26 protein-coding genes are annotated in these 21,495 nt (G+C 72.1%); 19 read left to right on the forward strand and 7 right to left on the reverse strand.

What is annotated here, in order from left to right; translation table 11 throughout:
* Positions 1-25: 25 nt before the first annotated feature.
* Positions 26-799, reverse strand: a complete 774-nt coding sequence (locus IEZ05_RS25545; RefSeq protein WP_189232598.1) for a maleylpyruvate isomerase family mycothiol-dependent enzyme — start codon at positions 797-799, stop codon at positions 26-28.
* Between the two features lie 112 nt (positions 800-911).
* On the opposite strand from IEZ05_RS25545, the gene IEZ05_RS25550 reads away from it, so the two are divergent.
* Complete coding sequence (locus IEZ05_RS25550) at positions 912-1,454, forward strand: MOSC domain-containing protein (protein ID WP_229869853.1); 543 nt, start codon at positions 912-914, stop codon at positions 1,452-1,454.
* A gap of 151 nt (positions 1,455-1,605) precedes the next feature.
* Here the strand turns inward: IEZ05_RS25550 and IEZ05_RS25555 are convergent, their stop codons facing one another.
* Entirely contained in the window at positions 1,606-3,204 is a 1,599-nt protein-coding gene (locus IEZ05_RS25555) for a serine/threonine-protein kinase (protein WP_189232600.1), read from the reverse strand.
* Between the two features lie 1,042 nt (positions 3,205-4,246).
* On the opposite strand from IEZ05_RS25555, the gene IEZ05_RS25560 reads away from it, so the two are divergent.
* From IEZ05_RS25560 to IEZ05_RS25575, 4 genes are all read left to right on the forward strand, one after another.
* Positions 4,247-4,987 carry a beta-phosphoglucomutase family hydrolase gene (locus tag IEZ05_RS25560; protein ID WP_189232601.1) on the forward strand — a complete coding sequence of 247 codons (741 nt, stop codon included), beginning with the start codon at positions 4,247-4,249 and terminating at the stop codon, positions 4,985-4,987.
* Entirely contained in the window at positions 4,984-7,338 is a 2,355-nt protein-coding gene (locus IEZ05_RS25565) for a glycoside hydrolase family 65 protein (protein ID WP_189232602.1), read from the forward strand. Before IEZ05_RS25560 ends, IEZ05_RS25565 begins: the two co-directional genes overlap by 4 nt.
* 171 nt (positions 7,339-7,509) lie before the next feature.
* On the forward strand, positions 7,510-8,985 hold the full coding sequence (locus IEZ05_RS25570; RefSeq protein WP_189232603.1) for a hypothetical protein: 1,476 nt from the start codon (positions 7,510-7,512) through the stop codon (positions 8,983-8,985).
* A gap of 69 nt (positions 8,986-9,054) precedes the next feature.
* A complete protein-coding gene (locus IEZ05_RS25575) occupies positions 9,055-9,540 on the forward strand; it encodes a DUF5709 domain-containing protein (protein WP_189232604.1) in 486 nt (161 codons plus the stop codon).
* Positions 9,541-9,606: 66 nt separating this feature from the next.
* Here the strand turns inward: IEZ05_RS25575 and IEZ05_RS25580 are convergent, their stop codons facing one another.
* Together IEZ05_RS25580 and IEZ05_RS25585 are read right to left on the reverse strand one after the other, a co-directional pair.
* On the reverse strand, positions 9,607-9,828 hold the full coding sequence (locus IEZ05_RS25580) for a hypothetical protein (RefSeq protein WP_189232605.1): 222 nt from the start codon (positions 9,826-9,828) through the stop codon (positions 9,607-9,609).
* A 162-nt stretch (positions 9,829-9,990) separates the two neighbouring features.
* Positions 9,991-11,100, reverse strand: a complete 1,110-nt coding sequence (locus IEZ05_RS25585) for a PP2C family protein-serine/threonine phosphatase (protein WP_189232606.1) — start codon at positions 11,098-11,100, stop codon at positions 9,991-9,993.
* Between the two features lie 226 nt (positions 11,101-11,326).
* Here IEZ05_RS25585 and IEZ05_RS25590 point away from each other — a divergent pair, with 226 nt between their 5' ends.
* Positions 11,327-11,674: a hypothetical protein gene (locus IEZ05_RS25590; RefSeq protein ID WP_189232781.1), complete on the forward strand. Its 348-nt coding sequence runs from the start codon at positions 11,327-11,329 to the stop codon at positions 11,672-11,674.
* 6 nt (positions 11,675-11,680) lie between these two features.
* On the opposite strand, the gene IEZ05_RS25595 is transcribed toward IEZ05_RS25590, so the two are convergent.
* The 3 genes from IEZ05_RS25595 to IEZ05_RS25605 form a co-directional block, all read right to left on the reverse strand.
* The gene (locus IEZ05_RS25595) at positions 11,681-12,565 is read right to left on the reverse strand and encodes a Gfo/Idh/MocA family protein (RefSeq protein WP_189232607.1); all 885 of its coding nucleotides are present in this window, start codon (positions 12,563-12,565) and stop codon (positions 11,681-11,683) included.
* Between the two features lie 209 nt (positions 12,566-12,774).
* The gene (locus tag IEZ05_RS25600) at positions 12,775-14,142 is read right to left on the reverse strand and encodes an integrase (RefSeq protein ID WP_189232608.1); all 1,368 of its coding nucleotides are present in this window, start codon (positions 14,140-14,142) and stop codon (positions 12,775-12,777) included.
* A gap of 445 nt (positions 14,143-14,587) precedes the next feature.
* Positions 14,588-15,013 carry a helix-turn-helix domain-containing protein gene (locus IEZ05_RS25605; RefSeq protein WP_189232609.1) on the reverse strand — a complete coding sequence of 142 codons (426 nt, stop codon included), beginning with the start codon at positions 15,011-15,013 and terminating at the stop codon, positions 14,588-14,590.
* Positions 15,014-15,188: 175 nt separating this feature from the next.
* Here IEZ05_RS25605 and IEZ05_RS25610 point away from each other — a divergent pair, with 175 nt between their 5' ends.
* From IEZ05_RS25610 to IEZ05_RS25670, 13 genes are all read left to right on the forward strand, one after another.
* Entirely contained in the window at positions 15,189-15,446 is a 258-nt protein-coding gene (locus IEZ05_RS25610; RefSeq protein WP_189232610.1) for a helix-turn-helix domain-containing protein, read from the forward strand.
* 5 nt (positions 15,447-15,451) lie between these two features.
* The gene (locus tag IEZ05_RS25615; RefSeq protein WP_189232611.1) at positions 15,452-15,757 is read left to right on the forward strand and encodes a DNA-binding protein; all 306 of its coding nucleotides are present in this window, start codon (positions 15,452-15,454) and stop codon (positions 15,755-15,757) included.
* Between the two features lie 95 nt (positions 15,758-15,852).
* Positions 15,853-16,125, forward strand: coding sequence for a hypothetical protein (locus IEZ05_RS25620; protein ID WP_157028738.1), 273 nt, complete (start codon positions 15,853-15,855; stop codon positions 16,123-16,125).
* Entirely contained in the window at positions 16,122-16,877 is a 756-nt protein-coding gene (locus IEZ05_RS25625) for a hypothetical protein (RefSeq protein WP_189232612.1), read from the forward strand. Before IEZ05_RS25620 ends, IEZ05_RS25625 begins: the two co-directional genes overlap by 4 nt.
* Positions 16,874-17,128 (forward strand): hypothetical protein, encoded by a 255-nt coding sequence (locus IEZ05_RS25630; protein ID WP_157028739.1) that lies wholly within the window; start codon positions 16,874-16,876, stop codon positions 17,126-17,128. The genes IEZ05_RS25625 and IEZ05_RS25630 overlap by 4 nt, the downstream gene beginning before the upstream one ends.
* The gene (locus IEZ05_RS25635) at positions 17,125-17,499 is read left to right on the forward strand and encodes a hypothetical protein (RefSeq protein ID WP_189232613.1); all 375 of its coding nucleotides are present in this window, start codon (positions 17,125-17,127) and stop codon (positions 17,497-17,499) included. Before IEZ05_RS25630 ends, IEZ05_RS25635 begins: the two co-directional genes overlap by 4 nt.
* A complete protein-coding gene (locus tag IEZ05_RS25640) occupies positions 17,496-17,978 on the forward strand; it encodes a hypothetical protein (RefSeq protein ID WP_189232614.1) in 483 nt (160 codons plus the stop codon). Before IEZ05_RS25635 ends, IEZ05_RS25640 begins: the two co-directional genes overlap by 4 nt.
* Positions 17,975-18,157, forward strand: a complete 183-nt coding sequence (locus tag IEZ05_RS25645; RefSeq protein WP_189232615.1) for a hypothetical protein — start codon at positions 17,975-17,977, stop codon at positions 18,155-18,157. The genes IEZ05_RS25640 and IEZ05_RS25645 overlap by 4 nt, the downstream gene beginning before the upstream one ends.
* On the forward strand, positions 18,154-18,420 hold the full coding sequence (locus tag IEZ05_RS25650; RefSeq protein WP_189232616.1) for a hypothetical protein: 267 nt from the start codon (positions 18,154-18,156) through the stop codon (positions 18,418-18,420). The genes IEZ05_RS25645 and IEZ05_RS25650 overlap by 4 nt, the downstream gene beginning before the upstream one ends.
* The gene (locus IEZ05_RS25655; RefSeq protein ID WP_189232617.1) at positions 18,417-19,301 is read left to right on the forward strand and encodes a PD-(D/E)XK nuclease-like domain-containing protein; all 885 of its coding nucleotides are present in this window, start codon (positions 18,417-18,419) and stop codon (positions 19,299-19,301) included. The genes IEZ05_RS25650 and IEZ05_RS25655 overlap by 4 nt, the downstream gene beginning before the upstream one ends.
* Positions 19,298-20,089 (forward strand): hypothetical protein, encoded by a 792-nt coding sequence (locus IEZ05_RS25660; RefSeq protein ID WP_189232618.1) that lies wholly within the window; start codon positions 19,298-19,300, stop codon positions 20,087-20,089. The genes IEZ05_RS25655 and IEZ05_RS25660 overlap by 4 nt, the downstream gene beginning before the upstream one ends.
* Complete coding sequence (locus tag IEZ05_RS25665) at positions 20,086-20,667, forward strand: hypothetical protein (RefSeq protein WP_189232619.1); 582 nt, start codon at positions 20,086-20,088, stop codon at positions 20,665-20,667. Before IEZ05_RS25660 ends, IEZ05_RS25665 begins: the two co-directional genes overlap by 4 nt.
* 63 nt (positions 20,668-20,730) lie before the next feature.
* Positions 20,731-21,486, forward strand: coding sequence for an exonuclease domain-containing protein (locus IEZ05_RS25670; protein ID WP_189232620.1), 756 nt, complete (start codon positions 20,731-20,733; stop codon positions 21,484-21,486).
* The last annotated feature ends 9 nt before the right edge of the window (positions 21,487-21,495 follow it).

Here is a 21,495-nt window from a genome sequence, read left to right on the forward strand (position 1 = left end):
CGCAGGTGCGTCACCGGTGCACGCCTTACGCGTTCGGGTCCCAGTCTGCGAGCTGCTCCATCGGCTCGGTGTCACCGGTGGTCTCCACGCCGTCGAGCGGGAGGCGCTCGTAGAAGTAGAGGACCAGTTCGCTCGCCGCGCCTCGCATCGCCATGTCGCCCGGCTCCGCGTCGGCCGCGAGGTCGTCGCAGCGGACGCCGCCGGCGTCGAGGGTCAGGCGCCAGGAGCGGCCCTCGGTCGTGTGCAGGTCGATGGTCGCCGGCTTGAACGGCCAGGGGACGGTCGTCGCCGCGACGGTCGTCAGGAACTCGTCGACGCCCTCGACCGCGACGTCCGTCGGCAGCGGCTGTGCGGCCCCCTGGACGAGCTGGGCGTCGTACGTGTGGACGGCGAGCTCCTGGATCTGGTGCCGGGCCACGGCTCCGCTGGTCTCCGGGGCCTGCGAGCGGCCCCACCAGGTCCAGCAGCCGCGGTCCGGGCCGGCCTCGCGCATCGCGTCGAGCATGAGCTCGGTCGACTCGGCCAGCCAGGCGTCCAGGGCTTCGCGGTCGCGGGGGGCGGTCGGAGCGCCCTTCGGGTCCGTCCTCGCCGGGGGCTCAGCGCCCGGGCCCGCCGCGACGATGGCGGCCTGGCGGCGGCGGCCGTCGCCGAGGTGCTGCGCCAGTTCGCGCAGCGTCCAGTCCGGGCAGGTCGGGACCTGGACGTCAAGGTCGGGGGCGGACGCGATCGCGGCGCGGAACGCGGCCGAGCGGTCTTCGATCAGCCGCAGGACCTCGGGGAACTCCAGGTTGTTTCGCACGTCGGTTGTGTATCACGGCCCTCCGGCCGACGGGTAGCGAGTTTGTCGGACGAACAGCCCCCTACGCTTGCCGGGTCGGATGACACACGGTCAAGGAGAGGCGGGCTCCAGGATGGCGCGGGTCACGGCTGTCAGCATGAACGGGACGTACACCTTCACCAAGCCGAACCGTTCGAGCATCATGCTGCTCACCGGCCTCGGCGTCGAGGGGGATGTCCACGCGGGGGAAACCATCAAGCACCAGTTCCGTATGACGTACGAGCCGGATCTGCCCAACCTGCGCCAGGTGCACCTCATACACGAGGAACTCTTCGATGAACTTGCCACGAAGGGCTTCACCGTCGTCGCAGGCGAACTCGGCGAGAACATCTCCACACGCGGGATCGACCTGCTCGGCCTGCCCACCGGTGCTCTGCTGCACCTTGGCGATCAGGCGATCGTGGAGGTCACCGGCCTGCGTAACCCATGTTCAAAGATCGACACGTTCCAGAAGGGCCTGCTGAAGGAAATCTTCGAACTCGACGTCCGGACGGGAGACTTCACTTTCAAGTCCGGAATCATGAGCGTGGTCCGGCAAGGGGGAAGGGTTCACCCTGGTGACGCGATCAACGTCGAGCTCCCCGCCGGCCCGCACCGTCCGCTGGAGCGTGTGTAGAGCGTGGTTCACTTCGACTCTCTCGACATGGCCAGGTCGCTGCTCGACCAGAAGGACCCCGGGAACTGTCCCTCTCCGACCGGCGGCGACGGCGAGGGGTCCAGTGCGCTCGCCCGCGCTGTTGCGGAGGGTCCTCCGCCCCCCGCACTCCTCAGGCCGCCTTCCTCCAGACGATCATGCCCAGTTGCAGGAACGCCTCCTGTTGCAGGGCCGTCTGCTTGACCTGGATCGTGAGTGCCGCGACGTCGCCCGAGTCGTTCCCGACGCAGAGCTGGGTGCCGGCGTCGGCCGCTGCGAGCGACCACGTGCGGTACGCGGAGCCGGTGGCGCCGACGAGAAGGTGACGGCAGACGTCGGGCGTGGCGGCCTTTCCGTTGAACAGCTGCATGAACCGGCTGGTACCGCTGTGCAGCGCGCAGTCGATGTCGTCCTCGCAGTCGAGGCGGATGTCGCCCCGGCGATCGGTGCGGAGCAGCGGTTCGCTGAGGCTCAGGGAGTTCGTCCGGTACAGCCACACGGGAGACAGCGTTTGGGCTCCCGCCGCCGGAGAGGCGTTCGGGGCGGGTTGCGAGGCCCGGCGGGAGTCACCGGCGGCCGGCGAGGTGCGTGACGGCGACGCCGTCGACCGCGCGGGCCTCGCCGGTGCGGGCGTCGAGGTGGGTTCCGCGGCCCGCTCGCCGGCGCCGGACCGGTCGCCGCCGAACCACGTCAGCCCCGTCCACATCAGCGCGCCCGCCGTCACGGTCACTGCTGTGACCAGCGCGGTTCGCCTACCGGGCGCCCGGCGCCGGGCGGGCGTCAGTGACAGCGTCGCGGCTGCGGTCGACGGAGCCACGGGAGTGCGCGCCGGGCCCGGGACGGTCGCACCGGGTCCCGTCACCTCGTTCCAGACGGCCGGTCCCGCGCCTGCGCCGGCGTCCCCTCCCAGCTGCCCCCGGCACCACTGGACGACCTCCGCCGGCGTGGCCCGCTCCCGCGGATCGGACGCCAGGCACCGGGCGAACAGCGGGCGCAACGGCTCCGGCAGCCGGGACAGGTCGGGTTCCTCGTGCACGATCCGGTACAGCACGACCGGCGCTATGCCGTCCCCGTACAGCGGTTCGCCCAGTGCCGCGAAGGCCGCCGTCTGGGCCAGTGCGAAGACGTCGGTCGCCGGGGAGACCTCACCGGCGGTCGCCTGCTCAGGGGCCATGAAGTGAGGCGTGCCGACAGTGGAGCCGGTGGCGGTGTGCGAGGAGAGGCCGGCGGTGACCGAGATACCGAAGTCGATCACCCGTGGCCCGTCAGCGGCCAGCAGCACGTTGGAGGGCTTGAGGTCCCGGTGCACGACCCCCACGCTGTGGATCGCCTGAAGCGCCTCGGCCACGCCGGCCGTCAACCACAGTACGGCGGACACCGGCAGCGGGCCACGCCGGGCGACGGCCGCCGTGAGGGACGGTCCCGGCACGTACAGCGTGGCGAGCCAGGGGGGTACGCCGTCGGTATCGGCATCGACGAGTTCCGCGGTGTAGGCGCCCCTGACCCGGCGGGCGGCCTCCACCTCCCTGCGGAACCGCCGCCGGAAGGCCGGATCGTCGGCCAGCTCCGGCCGCACCACCTTGATCGCCACCGGGCGGCCGCCCCGGGTGTGCGACAGGTACACCCGGCCCATGCCCCCCGCGCCGAGCCGGGCCACGAGCCGGTAGCCGGCCACGACGGAAGGGTCGCCCGCCTGGAGAGGCTGGAACACCTCGGTGCTGCCGCTGCTCATCGAACTGCCGTCCCCCTGATCCCCGACCGGCCGAGGGGCCGATCCGGACAGAAGCCTAAACGGACCGGACGGACCGGCCGTCTGCAGCGATCCCGGGTCGGGTGGCCGGCCGGCGACGGCCGCGGGTGGCCTCGGTGCTCACTCCATCGTGGGATGCCTGCGGTGGTCGCCCGGAGCCATGTTCCGACACCAGCCGGCACATCGAAGCGTAGGGGTGTCGGGTTCGCGTGCACCGGAACGACGCCGCATCCCACCGGCACCGAGCATCGACCAGTCGCCGTGCCCGGGTACGCGGGATCCTCCCCACGTGCGGAGGCCGCGCCCGAGCAGCCGCAGCGCTCCTTGCCGACCACGCGGGGCTGGTCACGTGGTCGGGACGGTGGGCGGCGATGGCGGGGGAGGGGGAAAGGGCGGCGGTGGCGGGATCCGTGGTCCGGAGGGTCCAGCGGGTGCCGCGGTGGGAGGCGGTGGGGGCTCCGCAGGAGGCCGGGTCGGCTGCTGGGGAGGCCGTGTCGGGGCTGGAGGCGGCGGGCCCGGTGGCGGCGGGGGAGGCGGCTCGATCTCCGACAGCAGCGGGCCCCCCGCACGCAGCCGGGCAATCGTCAGCTCTCTGCGGCGCTGCGCTTGCGGGGCGTCGTCGCGTTCGTAGACGAGTCGGACACCGCTGGGCCAGAGCTGCTGGGTGGCGAGCAGCCGGTAGCCGAGCGCGTGGGCTGTCTCGTCAGCCCGGCGCTGCTTCGAGGCGGTGAATCCGCCGGGCAACAGCTCGACGCGGGCACGCCCGTCGAAGCGTGTGCGTATCTCGTCGTCGTCCACCTGACTCCGCTCCCGGGAACCAACATCAACTGCAGGGCCGGTCGCGTCGAGCTGCCCCCGGTTCGGCTGCTGCTCGGTGATCCGCTCGGGGCCTTCGGCGAGGACGCCCGGGGCGGCATCTCGGATGCGGTGGGAGAGACCGCCGACCCCCGCCCCGCGGCGGCCCCCTCACCTTGTGGCAGGTACCACCCGATGGGACGCGCCCCGGCGGGGAACTGTGTCGGGTATGACGACGCAGCTCGGACTTCCCGACGACATCCAGGCATGCCTCTTCGACCTCGACGGGGTCGTCACCCGGACGGCGGTGGTGCATGCCGCTGCCTGGAAGGAGACGTTCGACGCCTTTCTGCGCGAGCGGGACGGCGCGGACTTCCGCCCGTTCACCGACTCCGACTACGACGAGTACGTCGACGGCCGCCCCCGCGCGGACGGCGTGCGCACCTTCCTCGCCTCCCGCGGCATCGAACTGCCCGAGGGCGGTCCCGACGACCCGCCGGACGCGCAGACGGTCAACGGGGTCGGCAACCGCAAGAACGAGCTGGTCCTGGAGAAGATCCGCACCGAGGGCGTCGAGGCGTACGACGGCACCCTGCGCTACATCGACGCGGTCCGCTCGGCCGGGCTCGTCACCGGGATCGTCTCCTCCAGCGCCAACACCGTGGACGTGCTGCGCTCCATCGACGCCGAGCACCTGTTCGACGTACGGATCGACGGCGTGGTGGCGCGCGAGCGGAAACTGCCGGGCAAACCACGTCCCGACACCTTCCTGGCCGCCGCACGCGACCTAGGCGTCGAGCCGTCCCGCGCCGCCGTCTTCGAGGACGCCCTCGCCGGCATGGACGCCGGCCGCTCCGGCCACTTCGGCTACGTCGTCGGCGTCGACCGCGTCGGCCAGACCGACGCCCTGTACGCCCACGGCGCCGACCGCGTCGTCAAGGACCTCGCCGAGCTGGGAGGCCACGCGTGATCACCAACCGGACCTACGCGGTCGAGCCCTGGTCGGTGCGCGAGACGGAGCTCAACCTCGACCTCCTCGCCCAGAGCGAGTCCGTCTTCGCCCTCTCCAACGGGCACGTCGGCTGGCGCGGCAACCTCGACGAGGGCGAACCGCACGGCCTGCCCGGCAGCTACCTCAACGGCGTGTACGAACTGCACCCGCTGCCCTACGCCGAGGCCGGCTACGGCTATCCCGAGTCCGGGCAGACCGTCATCAACGTCACCAACGGCAAACTGCTGCGCCTGCTGGTCGACGACGAGCCGTTCGACCTGCGCTACGGACGGCTCGTCAAGCACGAACGCACCCTGGACCTGCGGCGCGGCGTACTGGAGCGGCTCTGCGAGTGGACCTCACCGGCCGGCTCGACCATCCGGGTGCGCTCCACCCGGCTGGTGTCCCTCACCCAGCGGGCCATCGCCGCAGTCGAGTACGAGGTGGAACCCGTCGACAGCCGCACCCGGGTGGTCATCCAGTCCGAGCTCGTCACCAACGAGAGCCTGCCCGGCCCGGACGGCGACCCGCGCACGGCCAAGGCGCTGAAGTCCCCGCTCGAACCCGAGGAGGACCTGGCGCTCGGCCCCCGGCTGCGCCTGGTCCACCGCACCCGGCGCAGCGGCCTGAGGGTCGCCGTGGCCGCCGACCACGTCGTCGAGGGCCCGGAGGAGACCACCACCAGCAGCGAGAGCAACGTGGACGTGGCCCGCCTGACCATCACCTCCGTCCTGGAGCCGGGTCAGCGGCTGCGCGTGCAGAAGACGGTCGCCCACGGCTGGTCCAGCGCCCGCTCCCGGCCCGCGATGAGCGACCAGGTCGAGGCGGCGCTGGCCGCCGCCGCGCAGCGCGGCTGGGACGGACTGGTCGCCGAACAGCGTGCCTACCTCGACGACTTCTGGGCCCGGGCGGACGTCGAGGTGCACGGCGACGAGGAGATCCAGCAGGCCGTCCGCTTCGCCCTGTTCCACGTGCTCCAGGCCGGCGCCCGCGCCGAGCAGCGGGCGATCCCGGCCAAGGGGCTGACCGGTTCCGGATACGACGGACACGCTTTCTGGGACACCGAGATGTTCGTCCTGCCCGTGCTGACCTACACCGAGCCCAAGGCCGTCGCCGAGGCGCTGCGCTGGCGCCAGGACACCCTGCCCGCCGCCCGGGACCGCGCCGCCCAGCTGGGACTGCGCGGAGCCGCGTTCCCGTGGCGGACCATCGACGGCTCCGAGGGTTCCGCGTACTGGCCGGCCGGCACGGCCGCCTTCCACGTGGGCGCCGACATCGCGCACGCGGTGGTGCGGTACGTGGCGGCGACCGGCGACACCGACTTCGAGCGGGACACGGGCCTGGAGCTGCTGGTGGAGACCGCCCGGCTGTGGCGCTCCCTGGGCCATCACGACCACCACGGCGTCTTCCACATCGACGGCGTCACCGGCCCCGACGAGTACAGCGCCATCGCCGACGACAACGTCTACACCAACCTCATGGCGCGGTCGAACCTCCTCACCGCCGCCGACGCCTGCGAACGCCACCCCGACCACGCGTCCCGGCTCGGCGTCGACGACGAGGAGAGCGCGGCCTGGCGGGACGCCGCCGAGAGCGTGCACATCCCGTACAACGACGAACTGCGCGTCCACGAGCAGGCCGCCGGCTACACCCGTCACCAGCGCTGGGACTTCGCCAACACCGGCGCGGACCAGTACCCGCTGATGCTGCACTTCCCCTACTTCGACATCTACCGCAAGCAGGTCGTCAAGCAGTCCGACCTCGTCCTGGCGATGTACACCTGCGGCAGCTGGTTCGACGCGCACTGCGACGAGGACCAGATCGCCCGCAACTTCGCCTACTACGAGCCGCTGACCGTGCGGGACTCGTCCCTGTCCGCGTGCTGCCAGGCCGTCGTCGCCGCCCAGACGGGTCATCTGCGCCTGGCCTACGACTACGCCGCCGAGGCGGCCCTGATGGACCTGGCGGACCTGGAGCACAACACCCGCGACGGACTGCACATCGCCTCCCTGGCCGGGACGTGGATGGCGCTGGTCGCCGGCTTCGGCGGCACCCGCCGCGAGGGCGACAGCCTCCGCTTCTCGCCGCGGCTGCCCGAGAAGTTCAGCCGGCTGGCCTTCCGGCTCCAGTTCCGCGGCCGCTGCGTGAGCGTGGAGATCGAGGCCGACAAGGCGACGTACAAGCTGCTGATGGGCGATCCCCTGACGATCCATCACCACGGGAGGCCGGTGCTCATGAACGGCGACGGCCCCGTCACCCTCCCCGTCCCCGCCCCCAAACGGCGCCCGACCCCCGAGCAGCCCCCGCACCGCCGCCCGAACGCCCACTGACCGGCCGGACGCGCGGGCGGGACGGGCCGGGCGACCGTCCGTATCCCGCCCTGCGCTTCCGTGGCGTGCGGGTTAGTTTGACCCTGATCTCCGGATCGCCGGGATCCCGCCATCGGCGGCACGAGGTGAGGTCCGAGCGGCCCCGCGGGCGGCGGGGGTGAGGGGTGCACGATGGCCGACGGCGCGAGCGCCCTGCTCACCGGCGGACGGCGACCCGAGGGGACGACGTCCCGCACCTCCCGGCGCCTGGGCGGTAATGCCCCGCTCGCCGCGGTGGCCGCCGTCTTCACCCTGTCCCAACTCCTGCTCGTACGACCCGGCCTTGGCCTCGGCTGGGACGAGACGGTCTACGTCAGCCAGGTCACCGCACACCACCCGGCCGCCTTCTTCAGCGCCCCGCGCTCCCGCGGCGTCTCCCTGCTGGTGGCGCCCGTCGCATCCTGGTCGTCGTCCACCGAGCTGCTGCGCGTCTACCTCGCCGTGCTCTCCGGGGCCGGCCTGTACCTGGGGCTGCGTGCCTGGCGGGGCCTGTTCCCGGTGAGCGTCCTGGCCACCGCCGGCGCGTTCTTCGCCACCCTGTGGGTGACCCTCTTCTACGGTCCGCAGGCCATGCCCAACTACTGGGTCGCGATCGGCGCCCTGATCTGCGTCGGCTGCTTCCTGCGGGCCCGGCGTGAACGGCCCGCGCCCGGGCCCCTGTGGGGAGTGGTGGCCGGCGCCGCGCTCATGGCGTGGATGCGGCCCACCGACGCCGTCTGGGTGATCCTGCCCCTGCTGGTCCTCGCCCTGGTCCGCCGGCACGGGCTGCTGCTGCTCGCCCTCGTGGGGGGCCTCGCGGCCGGGGGAGCGGAGTGGGTGATCGAGGCCTACGCCTGGTACGGAGGGCTCGGGGAGCGGCTGGAGGAGGCCTCCCGCATCCAGGGCGGGCTCGGCCTCCAGATCGCCGTCGACGACCAGCTGCGCAGCCTGGGCGGACGCGCACTGTGCCGCCCTTGCACCGGGTCGATGCCGCCCCTCGTGGTCACCCTGTGGTGGTTCCTGCTGCCGGTCGTCGCCCTCGCCGGGCTCGCCGTCGCCGTGCGGGCCCGGCGCACCGTGCGCACGCTGGTCCCGCTCGCCTGCGCCGCCACGGCCGCCGTGCCGTACCTCTTCATGATCGGATACGCGGCGCCCCGCTTCCTCCAGCCCGCCTACGCCCTGCTGGCCGTCCCCGTCGCCGACGCGCTCCGGCACCTGGCCCGCACACCCCGCGGCCACTGGCGGCCGGTGGGCGCGCCGCTGGTCGCCCTCGCGCTGGCCGGGCACCTGGCGGTGCAGCTGGTCGTCCTCGTGTACACCGTGGACCGCACCGCGGACAGCCGCGAGGACTGGGCCCGCACCGCCGGCGCACTGCACCGTCTCGGTGTCCGCCCGCCCTGCCTGCTCACCGGCCACGAAGCCATCCCGATCGGCTACTACACCGGCTGCTCCTCCGGCGCGACCAGCGGCAACAACGAGAACACCACGGTCGCCGAGATCCTGGACACGGCCCGCCGGATCCCCGTCGCCGCCATCACCGCACCGGGCGGCACTCCGCCCGCCTACGCCCGCTCCTGGACCCCGCACCGCATCGGTGACCTGAACATCCGCGTCGCACCCCCGGGTTAAAGATCGCGAATCGGGAAACGCGAACCGGACACCGAACGACCGAGCCGACGCAGCGCAAGGGAGGCAGCGATGGGCACGGACCCGATGGCCGACGACGTCTACCAGCCCACCGGGAGCAACGAGGAGCAGGAGGACGCCGCGCCCCTCGACCTCCAGGACGCCGTCGACGAGCGGGACTACGACGACACGCTCGACGAGGGCTACTCACCACCGGAGAAGCCCCTCGGGGTGACCAAGCACGGCACCACGGCCGCCGAGCAGCACGACGGCGAGACCCTGGACGAACGGCTGGCCCAGGAGGTGCCCGACGTGTCCGCGCCCGACGGGGACGGTGTGGGCGACAAGCCCGGAGGCGAGGGCGAACCGGTCGACCCGGAGGCCGGCACCGAACGCTCCGGCCGCCTGGTCGCCCCCGACGAGGGCGTACGCACCGACACGACCAAGGAGACGGTCGCCGAGGACGTCGGCATCGACGGAGGAGCCGCCGGTGCCGAGGAGGCCGCCATGCACGTCGTGGAGGACGAGACGGTGCTGCCCGACGACGAGGAGCGGTAGCGGTACCGACCGCCGTGAGGGGATCGCCCGGCCGGACGGCCGGGCGATCCCCTCACGGCGGTTCGGTCAGGGCAGCAGCTTGTCGAGGGCGGCATCGCCCTCCTCGGCCAGCTTGTTCCTGGCCCATTCGAGGTTCTTCGGGGTGAGGTCCCGGCCGGCGGCGAGGACGATGTCCTCGGGGGACACCTCCGTGCCGGTACGGATGTGGAGCCGGTCGTCCGGAGTGGCGCGGTCCTCGTTCGCGCGGACTTCGGACGGCCGTGAGGCATCGGACTCTGACGTGGACATAGGGCTGCTCCTCGGTCCGGATCGCTGCTTCGGTCCCGGTGCTCTGCTATCGGTCCCGACTATCCCGATAACACCATTCAATGCCGGAGCGGCGCCCGCATCCGGAGGGGCCGGCGGGCCGACCCTCGTGCCCGCCCTGTTCGGCCTCGCCGGCCGGCGACCTCAGCGCGCGGGCGGGGGCGAAGGAGCCAGGACGAGCATCGTGACGTCGTCGTCCACGTCGGGACAGAAGCCCACGAGATCCGCCCAGACGCGTTCGGCGAGCGCGGCCGGCTCCCCGGCGGCCAGATCGGCCAGCCGGTCGGCCAGCGGATAGAACGCGCCGCTGTCGTCCCTGGCCTCGACCACCCCGTCGGACGCGAGGAAGAGCCGGTCACCGGGGCGCAGCGGGACCGTGCACGCCTCGATCGTGCCGGCGTCCGCCAGCCCCAGCCCGAGCGGTGTCCACGGTGAGACCTCCACCTCCGCGGCCCCGGTGCCGCGCAGCAGCAGCGGCGGCGGGTTGCCGCAGACGACGACGCGCACCTCCCGGGCGTCGGCGGAGAACTCCAGCAGCGCGGCCGTCGCGAACAGCTCGGCGTGCCGCGCGTCCGCCGAGTCCACGAGCAGCCTGCGGTCGAGCCGCGCGGCGACCGACACCAGGTCGGGCTCGTCGAGCACCGCCTCCCGGAACGCCCCCAGCAGCGAGGCGACCGTCGCGACCGCCGCCAGTCCGTGCCCCTGCACGTCGCCCATCACGGCCCGGATGCCGAAGGGGCCGTCCCGTACGTCGAAGAAGTCGCCGCCGACCAGCGTCCCGCGCTGCGCCGCCCGGTACAGCCCCACGCAGCGCACCGCCCCCACCTGCTCGGGCAGCGGGGGTGCGACAGCGCGCTGGGCGGCCTCGGCGACCGTGCGCTCCAGATCCAGCTGGGCGTCACGACGGCTGCGGACGAAGGACACGAACACGCTGAGCACAGAGACGAAGACGATGGTCAGCAGGTCGGTGTTGCCCGGCCGGTCGAGCTGGAAGGCCGGGATGTTCAGCAGCGCGACCACCGCGCCGCCCAGCACCGCGGTCGCCAGCGGGCTGTACGACAGCACGGCCAGCGGCGGGATGGCACCCAGCAGGAAGCCGACGTCGAGCGGGTCGTGGCTGATGAGCGTCGCCGCGCAGATCGCCACGACCAGGGCGAGCGGCAGCGCCCGTACCCAGCGGGGCGGCGGCGCCCCCCGCAGCCAGCCGCGCCGGTCCTCGCTCCGGCGCGGCGGCACGGCGGACACCTTTCGCACACCACCACGCTCCTACGGCGCGCCGCCCGGCGCACGCCGGGAAGCGCACCGCCGCCTGGAACGCGGTGAGCGTCAGCCGGATCCCGGTGGGCGCGGTGTCCACGGACACGGTGACCCGCACCCCGGGGGCCCTTCCCGCGCCGGGCCGGCGGGCTCCCGCCCGGTGTCGGTGCCGGGTGGCATGCTGGCCGGCAGGGCGGTCGACGGCACGGACGGCGGAGGCGACATGGGGTTCGAGGGCGACGTCTGGCGCGTGCGCGACCGGACGACGGGGGCGGACGTCGGGGAGATCGTCGTCGAGGACGCGGACTTCCCCTGGCTCTCGGGCCGGTTCAGTCCCGGCCCGGCGTACGGCGCCGTCCGGGACCTGTTCGCCCGCGAACTCGCCCTGGCCGAGCGGGACGACACCGGCCACTGGGAGGAGTGGGAGGCCGTGTACGCCCGGATCGAAGCGCGCATCTCCCTGGCCTCGCCCGACGGCCCGGTCGCCGGGTTCCTCCTGCACATCGAGGGGGAACGGGCCTGGTTCCGGTGGAGCGAGACACCGTTGGGGACGAAGGACGCCGACGGCTGACCGGCGTCACCGTGCGTCGCCGAGCAGCGCTTCGGCCCCGGCGAGGATCTCGGTGACCCGGAGACCGAACACGGCGTCGCACGGATGCGGGCGCCCGGTGCGCGCGGCGGCCAGGAGGGCGTCCACGGCCCGTCGGAGAGCGGGCACCGGACCCTGCGAACTCTCCGGCATCAGCGCCACCCCGGTACCGCCCCGCAGCTCCACCGCGGCGCCCGCCGCCGCGGGCGGTGCCGTCAGGCTGAGCGTGAGCGTGCTGGACGTCCCGCCGGCGTGGTCGAGGACCAGATGGACGGTGTCGCCGGGACCGGGCACGGCCGCCGCCACCTGCCGCACGTCCCCCAGGACCGGCAGCAGGACGGACAGGGCGTGCGGGCCGACGTCCCACAGGGCGCCCTTCTCGCGGCGCCACGGCGAGCGCGCGAACGGGCTGTCGCCGCCGAACACCGCGCCGAGCCACTGGGCCCGCGCCGTGAACCAGTCGCCGGCCTCGGCCTGTTCGGCGATCCACGCCTCGGTCTCGGGCTGGAACCGGGTCGTGAAGAAGACGACGGAGGCGACACGGGCCTCCCGCACCGCCTCGACCACCGCCCGCCCCTGCGCCACCGTCGTCGCGAGCGGCTTGTCCAGCAGCAGGTGGCACCCGGCACGCGCCGCGCGCACCGCGAGCTCGGCCTGCACCGCCGGCGGCAGCGCCACGGCGACGGCCTCCACGTCGGCGAGCAGGGCGTCGACGTCGTCGTAGGCGCGCGTGCCGTGCCGCTCCGCCAGCTCCTTGGCGGCCTGTGGCCGGCGCCCCCACACGCCCACGAAGTCCACGTCGTCGTGCCCGTCCAGGGCCGGCGCGTGCGCCATGTCCGCCCAGGGACCGGTACCGAGCAGTCCGATACGCATGCCGCCGCCTTTCCGAGGTGCCCGACCCGACGCCGGCCGGCGCGACACCGCCGCCGGCCGACGCCGAGCGTGGCACACGAACCGGGTGTCCGCGCAAGCCCTCGGCCGAGGAACACGCAACGCTCGCCCCGGGCGGGCACCGGCTCGCCCCGGCGGCACACCCCCCGGCTCCCCCCGCCCCACGAGACCGGTGATTCTGCCGATCCCCTCTACTCCAGCACCGGCAAGCCGCTGAACAGGGACAACGCCTCTTCACCGCGATCCTCTGGGAGAGGCATGGGAAATGACGGGGTCCACAGACCCCCGCCGACAACCTCCTTCTCCCACACCCCCTGTAGATAGCTCACGATCCTCTCCTCCATCGGAACCGTCACCTCGCTGTACACCCCCTCGACACCGGGCAGCTCGTGCCCCATCCGTGCCTCGACCGCCACCCGCGGGATGTCGCCCGGCTCGTCCAGCTTCGCCTTGTGCCAGTGCCGCAGGCGGTAGATGGCCTCGCCGGCCATCTCGGGGACAGCGGGAATCTTCGGCCGGGCGGGGCGCCGTGTCTGCGGGCTGGCCGGCCGGGCGTCCGCGCCGTCGCGGATGGGGTACCAGTACGTGTCGTCGAAGTTGGTGCCCAGCATGGGCTTCCCGGCGATGGACAGGAACACCCACGGCTGATCGTGGGAGGCCAGCAGCGCAGCGTGCATGTCGTGCAAGAAGGGCGGGATCACCAGCGTTCGGTGGGAGTCGTACTTCGGGGACGCGAGGAACGACTCACCGCCCAAGTTGTACGCCTGGTACTGGATACGGAGAGCCTTCATGTGCTCGTACCGGGCAACGGCCTCTTCCCGCACGTCGGGGTCGGGCTCCGACTGCGGCCAGTGCACCGAGGAGTAGCCGCGCTGCAGCCCGTACATCTCTCCCGGCGGCCGGGCGCCGGTGAACGCGATGGTCCAGATGTACACCCAGCCGGGGAACCCCCACACCGTGTGCGCGTTGACGGCGAGTTGGTGGACGGCGGTGATGGGCAGTGCGCGCTTCGGCCGGCGGGGCTTCTTCTTCTGGTACTTGCCGCGGCGCCGCTGCTGGATGATGGGCGATTCGTCGCGGAGTCGGTACTTCACGACGGCGTCGTCCATGAGCATCTTGAACTGGCCGAGCACGGCCTTGGCGTAGTTGTCGGAGTACTTGCCGCGGATGTGCCGTTCGAAGGCGGCGCATTCGATGGGCGTGATCTCGTCCACCATCCAGGTGGACCAGTACGGCTTGATGACCGACCGGATCCGCTTCAGGTACGTGCCGTTGGACTGAGGGCGCAGGCTGACCTCGGCGAGCCAGGTGTCGCAGTAGTCGCCCATGGTGACGCGGTCGGTGCTCTTGCGCCGGTTCCGCCGGTTCCGCACGTCCGACTCGCGGTCGAGGCCGAAGTTGTAGGCCTCGTCTTCGTCGCGGAAGGGCACGCCGGGCTCGGGTCCGGACGCGCTGTCGTAGATCTTCTTCTTCGTCGGCTTGCCGTCGGCGTCGAGGCGGTACTCACCGGACCACCACTTCACGCGGATGGAGTTGCCACGGGCTTCGACGTAGGGCATGAGGCCATTTCCCCGGAGATTCGAGCGAGTTGGTGCGGGAGTGTGCCGGCGGGTACCCCTACCGCCGACCGCTCCCTCTGTGACTGATCCTCCTACGATGCCCGCGCTATGGGGCAGCCGCCGCAGGATTCGCAGTCACGGCCCTCGGCCTTCATGAACCGCCTCGTGCGCGCCGCGATGGCGCGGTCTGTAGCGGCCCTGGAGGACAGGACACACACCGTCACTCCTGAGATCTCAGTGGGGTATCCGAGGATGCCCGGTCCGAGATCCAGATAGATGACATTACTCACCGGTCCCCCTAGGTGCCGTCGGGAACCTCCCCGGGTGGTTGAGCACAGCGTTACATGGCGAACACGTGATCGGCAGGGGGTTGTTGAGGTTTCATCAGTCTTTATTGGTCACGATCAGGTAACGACAAAAAGGTTGTACTGAAGATTGCTGCAGTTCAGTCGCGTTCTTGAATCTGGCCCAGCCTTCGCAAGATCTCCACAAACTCGACACTGAACGCGTTGATGTCGCCGATCGGGGTAGACGCAGGCAGTTTGGCCCGCGCCGCCTCGAACGCCGCCTGCTGCGCCTCCTCTTCGGTGAGCCTCACGGCCGGCGACTCGTTGGCAGCGATGTCATCGGCCGCCAGGACGGGGCTGCCGCCCTCTTTGACGGCGACGCAACTGCCGATGGCCCACCCGAGTGCCTTGTCGATCTTCGCGTAAGTCGACTCGCGGACCTCCGCGCCCTCCTCGACCCGCTTCCAGGTGTTCCTGGTGATGCCGGCCGCTTCTGCCGCTGCGTCGCGCGACGAGTACTGCTGCATGCGATGTCGCTTCACGGTCTGCGCGAGGCGATCGAGGCCGGGGGGCGTGGTCGTCATGTCGACATCTTCGCAGGGCCATGCAGTTCCAACCAGTTCCAGTTAGGTAAACGGCCGGAATTAACGGAACGGCAACCATCCCTGACCAGCGCATATGCCAATCGAAGGTCAACACGGGTCAGTAACATCCACCACGGGGTAGACAACCAGGGTCAACTAGGGTTAGTTTCTAGGCATGCACCAACCCCCGACCTTCGAGGTCAACGGGGACGCGATCCGCAAGGAGCGCATGGAAGCGGGGCTCACCCAGGAGGAGCTGGCCAGACAGGCGGGAATCAGCCCCCGCTACGTCAGCCACCTGGAGAACGGCACCCGCGACCGCATGCGGCCCCCGACGTACCGCCGTCTCCGCGACGCCCTGAACGCGCCCGACTCACGCATACGGCGCACGCCTCCTCGCCCCACCGAGGACCCACCCCACGAAAGGCAGTGACCCCCGTGTCCACGGACAAGAGGCAGTACCACCAGCCGCAGCCGCCGGCTGACCCGGAGCAGGAGTACATGACCGTCCAGGAGACGGCTTACGTCCTGCGCGTCGGGATGAAGTGGCTGCGCGAACTCCTCCGGAAGAACCCCCACCTCTGCGGCCGGAACGGGGAGCGCGGCCGGATCGTCACCGACCGGGAGCAGCGCGCCGCGATCCACGCCGTCCGCTCCGCCGGCGACCCGCGCACCGGCCGGACGATCCCGCGGCCCCGCCGCCGCACGGCGCCCGCCCGCAGGCCGGCTCTCGCCAAGGCCTGATCTCAGAAATGCCGAAGGCCCGCCCGACTTCCCGGCCCGGCGAGCCCACGACTCGGCGCCCCTATCAACCCGAACACGAGAAGGAGAGGCCACCGATGGCCACATCATTCCAGATTCCGAGGATCAAGCAGACGCCGAAGGTGGTGTCGCTGCACAAGGCCCCGCTGCCGTCGGCGGAGTTCGTCGACGTCAACGGCAACGTGTGGGTGGCGGACCGCCACAACGACCGCGGCGAGCTGGTCCTCGCCTGCCCGGCCCCGGTGAACCCGGAGGACGCGGGGGAGGGCGAGTCGTACCCGTGGACGCTGCACGAGGTTCAGGCCGCGTTCGGCCCGCTGATCGCCCGCACTGCGGCGGTGGCCGCGTGAACACGAAGCGCGTGAACAGCGCGGCCGGCGTGATCCTGGCGGCGTTGGAGCAGAACCGGACGCCGGCGGGGATCGCGCTGGCGCTGGAGTCGGCGGGCCTGCTGATGACCCCGGAGACCGCGGCGGACATGGCGTCGCTGTCGGCCGAGGCGGTGCGGGTCGCCGAGGAGTCGGTGGCGGAGCTGAAGCGGGAGCACGCCGAGAACGCCCGGCTCCGCGAGCGAATCGCCGCTGTGGATTGCGCGCAAGCCCCTTGGGGGCGGGGCGAGGACGGCCGCCCGCTCCTTCCGATGGGCGCCCACTGGACCGACGTCCCCGAGCTGGTGGACCGGAAGGTCGCCAACATCCAGGGGCGCGTCGACCAGGCGCAGCCCGGCAACTGGTTCGCCTCGCCGACGGCCGAGGCTCCGGACACGGTGTGCACGCAGCATGACGGCTACACCCGCACCGTCGGCCGGTTCACGAACGTCCTGCCCGGCGACCTGGAGCTGGTCCTGCACGCTCACCAGGATCTCGCCTGGTGTCTGAGCTTGATCGCCAAGCTGCGGGCTCGTGTCGCCGAGTTGGAGGCCGAGCAGCCTGCGGACGGGATCACCCGGCGGATCGCGCCGACGCAGTCCCTGAGCGTTCCCGAGCCGGGCGCCTGCACCGAGTGCGGTGACGGCCCGAGCAAGTGGTGCGCCGGGTGCGCGAAGTGCTCCTGCGAGCCGAAGCACGACCAGGGCTGCGCCTACGCGGGCTCCCTGCAATGAGCGGCCAACAGTCGGGCGCTGACGTGCTGGCCGCCGTGCTCCTCGCGGTCGCTCTGTTCGCTGCCTCGCTGGTCCCGTTCTTCCTGCTGATCCACGCCGACCTGTCCCCGCGCCGCGCCGTCCGTGCGCTGGCCCGGATGGTTCGCCGCCAGTCGGCCCCGCCTCGGCTTCCGCACTGGGCCCGGACCGGTCACCTCTCTCCTTCTTCTTCTGCGGCCCGTGGCCGCCACCGCCGAGGAGGCACCTCGTGAAGCACTACAAGATCGACGCCCCGATCCCCGTGACCCTCCGCCCCACGCCGGACGGTGTGGACCTGGACGTCTCCCTGTGGCTGACCCGGGCCCTGTTCCTGGACCTGTTCGCCGAGGCCGCTGAGGACCCGATGACGTTCGCGGAGGAGATGGCCGACATGCACCAGCTCGCCCTGTCGGCGCAGCACCAGGGCGCGGACTCGCACGCCCGACACGAGTTCGACGCTCGGATGGAGAAGCTCCTCGACCGGGTCGCGGACGGCGGCCGGATCCGCGTGTACGGCACTGGCCTCGGTCAGATGCGGGACGCGACGGCCGAGATCGCCGCCCCCCGCCCGGTCCCCGCGCAGCAGCAGCGGAGGGCGTCGTGAGTGCCCGCGACGAGGCCGTGGAGATGATCCGCCGTATCTGCCCGTCGCACCTGAGCGCGGACGGCTACGGACAGCTCCTCGCCGAGAAGTTCGACGCCCATCGCGCCGAGGTTGTGGCCGAGCGCGACACGCAGTTCGTCGCCTGGCTGCTGAAGAAGGCCAGCGAGTACCCGACCGACCCGGCCCGCCAGGAGAAGGCGGCGGACGCGATCGCCCGCCTCGCCTCGAAGGTGGCGCGGGGCGCGGTCCGTCCGAACAACCTCCGCACCGACTTCTTCCAGCCCGGCCACGGCTACACGCACCGGAACGGTCACGACTTCCTGTGCGTCGCCGTCACCTCCCACCCCGTGACCGGTCAGCAGCTCGCAATGGGCTGGCACGTCGACCAGTGGGGGCACTGCCCCGCCGCTGTCGGCATCAACCAGTGGCGCCACGAGTACGACGGCGTCGAGCCCCCGGCAGGCGGTGAGGAGTCGTGAGCGCCCTCGCCCAGCAGGTGGCCGCGCTCGTCGCCCGGCAGCGCGCCGCCCAGACCGACACCGACCGGCAGGCCCTGGCCGACGCCTACCTGCACCAGCCCGAGCCGTTCGAGGTCGAGTTCGCGCAGATGGCCTGCGACCACCCCGAGAAGTGCACCTGCGACGGAGGCCAGCCGTGAGCCGACTCTCGCACCGTCCGCGCGCCGACCACCGGCGCACCGTCGAGGAAGCCCGCCGCCAACCCGGCGTCTGGCTCCACGTCGTCGACTACCGCTCCACCCCCGTCGCCGAGGACGTGGCCCGCCGGATCCGCAACGGCTACCCGATCGGCGCGCACGCCTACGGCACCCCGTACCAGCCGACCGGCGCCTTCGAGGCCCGCACCGAACTGGTCGACGACGGCACCCGCCTGCAAGTCCGCTACATCGGAGGCGACCAGTGACCGTCACCACCGACACCGGGGCCACCACGGCCCCGGCCGCCGGCCCGATCGTCCGGGACGACCTCACGGCCGAGGAGTACCACGCGGACCGCACCTCGGTCTCGTCGTCCGGACTCCGCGCGCTCCTCGCCCCGGGCTGTCCCGCGCAGTTCAAGTACGACCGCGACCACCCGCAGCCGCCCAAGCGGGAGTTCGACCTCGGGCACGCCGCGCACCTCCTGGTCCTCGGCGAGGGCCCCGACCTCGACCCGCTGCCCTTCGACAACTACACGACGAAGGCCGCGCGCGAGGCCCGCGACGAGGCCCACTCCATGGGCGCCGTTCCGCTCCTGACCCACGAGTGGGAACAGGTCCAGGCGATGGCCGACGCGATCCGCCGGCATCCGATCGCCGGCCCGCTGTTCACCCCGGGGTCGGGCCGCGCGGAACTGTCGATCTTCTGGACCGACCCGGCCACCGGAGTCCGCTGCCGCGTCCGCCCGGACTGGCTGAAGGAACTCCCCGGTCTCGCGCTCGCCGTGGACTACAAGACGTGCCGGGACGCCAGCCCGGACGCCGTGTCGCGCGCGATCCGCGACCACTCGTACCACCAGCAGGACGCCCTCTACACCGACGGGATCTGGGCCGCGCTCCAGCCCGAGGACGTGCGGTTCGTCTTCGTCTTCCAGTCGAAGCGGGCCCCGTACCTGGTCACCGTGCGGGAGCTCGCCCAGCAGGACCGGGATATCGGCCGCGCCCGCAACGAACGCGCCCTCCGGATCTACGCCGACTGCGAGGCCACCGGTATCTGGCCCGACTGGACCGGCCCCGTCGACGCCATCCCGACCATCTCCATGCCCTCCTACGACACGCTCCGCCAAGCCGAGGAGTACCTGAAGTGACCACCGAAATCGCCACCCGCGACGAGTCCACCGCCGTCGCCCAACAGCAGCAGACGTCGCAGCAGATCACCACGAAGAGCGCCCTCGTCATCTGGGCCGAGGAAGCCCGCGTCGTCGCCAACATCGCCGTCTCCATCGCCAAGACGCCGTTCGCCGGCCAGCTCCGCGGCAAGCCCGAGGAAGTCACTGCGGTGATCCTCGCCGGGAACGAGCTGGGCCTGAAGCCCATGGCCGCGCTCAAGGCGTTCGACATCATCCAAGGCACCCCGGCTCTCCGAGCGCACGCCATGCGCGGCCTCGTCCAGTCCAAGGGCCACAAGATCCAGCTCATCGAATCCGATGACAAGCACTGCGTCATGCGCGGCAAGCGGTCCGACGACGAGGACTGGCAGGAGGTCACGTGGACCATCCCGCGTGCCGCGCTGATGGGGCTCGTCAACAAGAACGAGTGGAAGAAGCAGCCGCAGACCATGCTCGTCGCCCGCGCGACAGGCGAGATCTGCCGACTGATCGCCTCCGACGTCCTGCACGCGGTGCCGTACACGTCGGAGGAACTCCGCGACGCGGACCACACCACCTACGAGGTGCGCCCAGCGACGGCGCCGCTGTCGGTTGCCGCGCTCACCGCTCCGCCCGCAGCGACGACGCCCACCCTGGACCCGGACCCGGCGCCGCAGGCCAGCACCGTCGACGGCACGGACACCGCGGGTGACGGCCGGTGGGACGAGGACGCTGCCACCGACTCCGTCGACTGGCCCGAGGCTGCACAGCCCGGGGGTGCCGCGTGAACGGGCCGCAGCACTACCGCGAGGGCGAGCGTCACCTGAGCGCCGCCTCCCACCTGGACAAGCAGGGCGGCAAGCCGGTCGACCCGAGCGCCTCCATCTACCACCTCCAGGCCGCGCAGGCGCACTTCGCCGCCGCCCAGGCCGCCGCCGCAGCCGCCCGGCTCGCGGACCGGTACGTCGGCGACGGACCCCACATCAACGACTGGCGCAACGCGATCGGTGACACCGGGCAGGCGCCCACCGAAGACCCCTGGGCTCCCACGCCGAAGCCCTGCGTCCCCGGCCAGCCGTACTCGCCGCCGGTGGAAACGGCCCTGCGGAATCTCAACCTCGCCGGGCACATCACCCCGGCCGACACCGTGGCCGCCGCCATCCCGGTCATCGCCGGGCACGTCGCCGAAGCGATCGTCGACGGACAGGGAGCGCCCGTCCGCAACTGGGCCCGCAGCCTCATCAACGAACTCAAGCGGGCCGGCCTCGACCTCCGCGGTGCCGTCGAAGCCCGCGTCGAGGAGCTCAACGGCGGCCAGCCCTTCAGCTACGACACCCCCGCCTGGAACGACGACCCGCCCTTCTGACCAGCCCGCACACGAACGGCCGCCCCGCGGGCAATGCGGGGCGGCCACCGCCCAGGAGAACACATGAACCAGCACACCGACCAGCAGGCCCCGCCCTGGTACCTCGGCCGCCTCGCCGGCTTCGACCTGGAGACGACCGGAGTCAGCCCCGAGCGGGACCGGATCGTCACCGCCTGCGTCGTCCAGTGCGGCGCCAGCCAGCCCGTCGCCTCCGCCACGTGGATGGCCGACCCCGGCGTGGAGATCCCCGAAGGCGCCGCCGCGGTCCACGGCATCACCACCGAGCGGGCCCGGAAGGAAGGCCGCCCGGCCGGCGAGGTCGTCGAGCAGATCGTCACCGCGCTGACCGCGGTCGTCCTGTCCGGCATCCCGGTCGTCGCGATGAACGCCGCCTTCGACCTCACGATGCTCGACCGGGAGGCCCGCCGCCACGGCGTGCAGCCCCTCGCCGAGACCGTCGGCGGAGACCTGCGGGTCGTCGACCCGTTCGTCATCGACAAGCACGTGGACCAGTACCGGCGCGGGAAGCGGACGCTGACCGACCTGTGCCGCCACTACCAGGTCCCCCTCGACGGTGCGCACGACGCCGCTGCGGACGCGCTCGCCGCGTGCCGGGTGGCGTGGCGGATCGCGTCCACGCACGCCGAGATCGGTACCGCGTCGATCGATGACCTGCACGCCCAGCAGATCGGCTGGGCCCGCGAACAGGCAGAGAGCTTGGCGGACTACTTCCGCAACACCCCCGGCAAGGAGCAGCGCGCCGCCACGGTACGCGGCGACTGGCCACTCATCCCGCACCAGCGAAAGGCCAGCCAGTGATGCAGCGTC

It is taken from the genome of Streptomyces flaveolus (assembly GCF_014648815.1).
In the GTDB taxonomy this organism is placed as follows: Bacteria; Actinomycetota; Actinomycetes; order Streptomycetales; family Streptomycetaceae; genus Streptomyces; species Streptomyces flaveolus.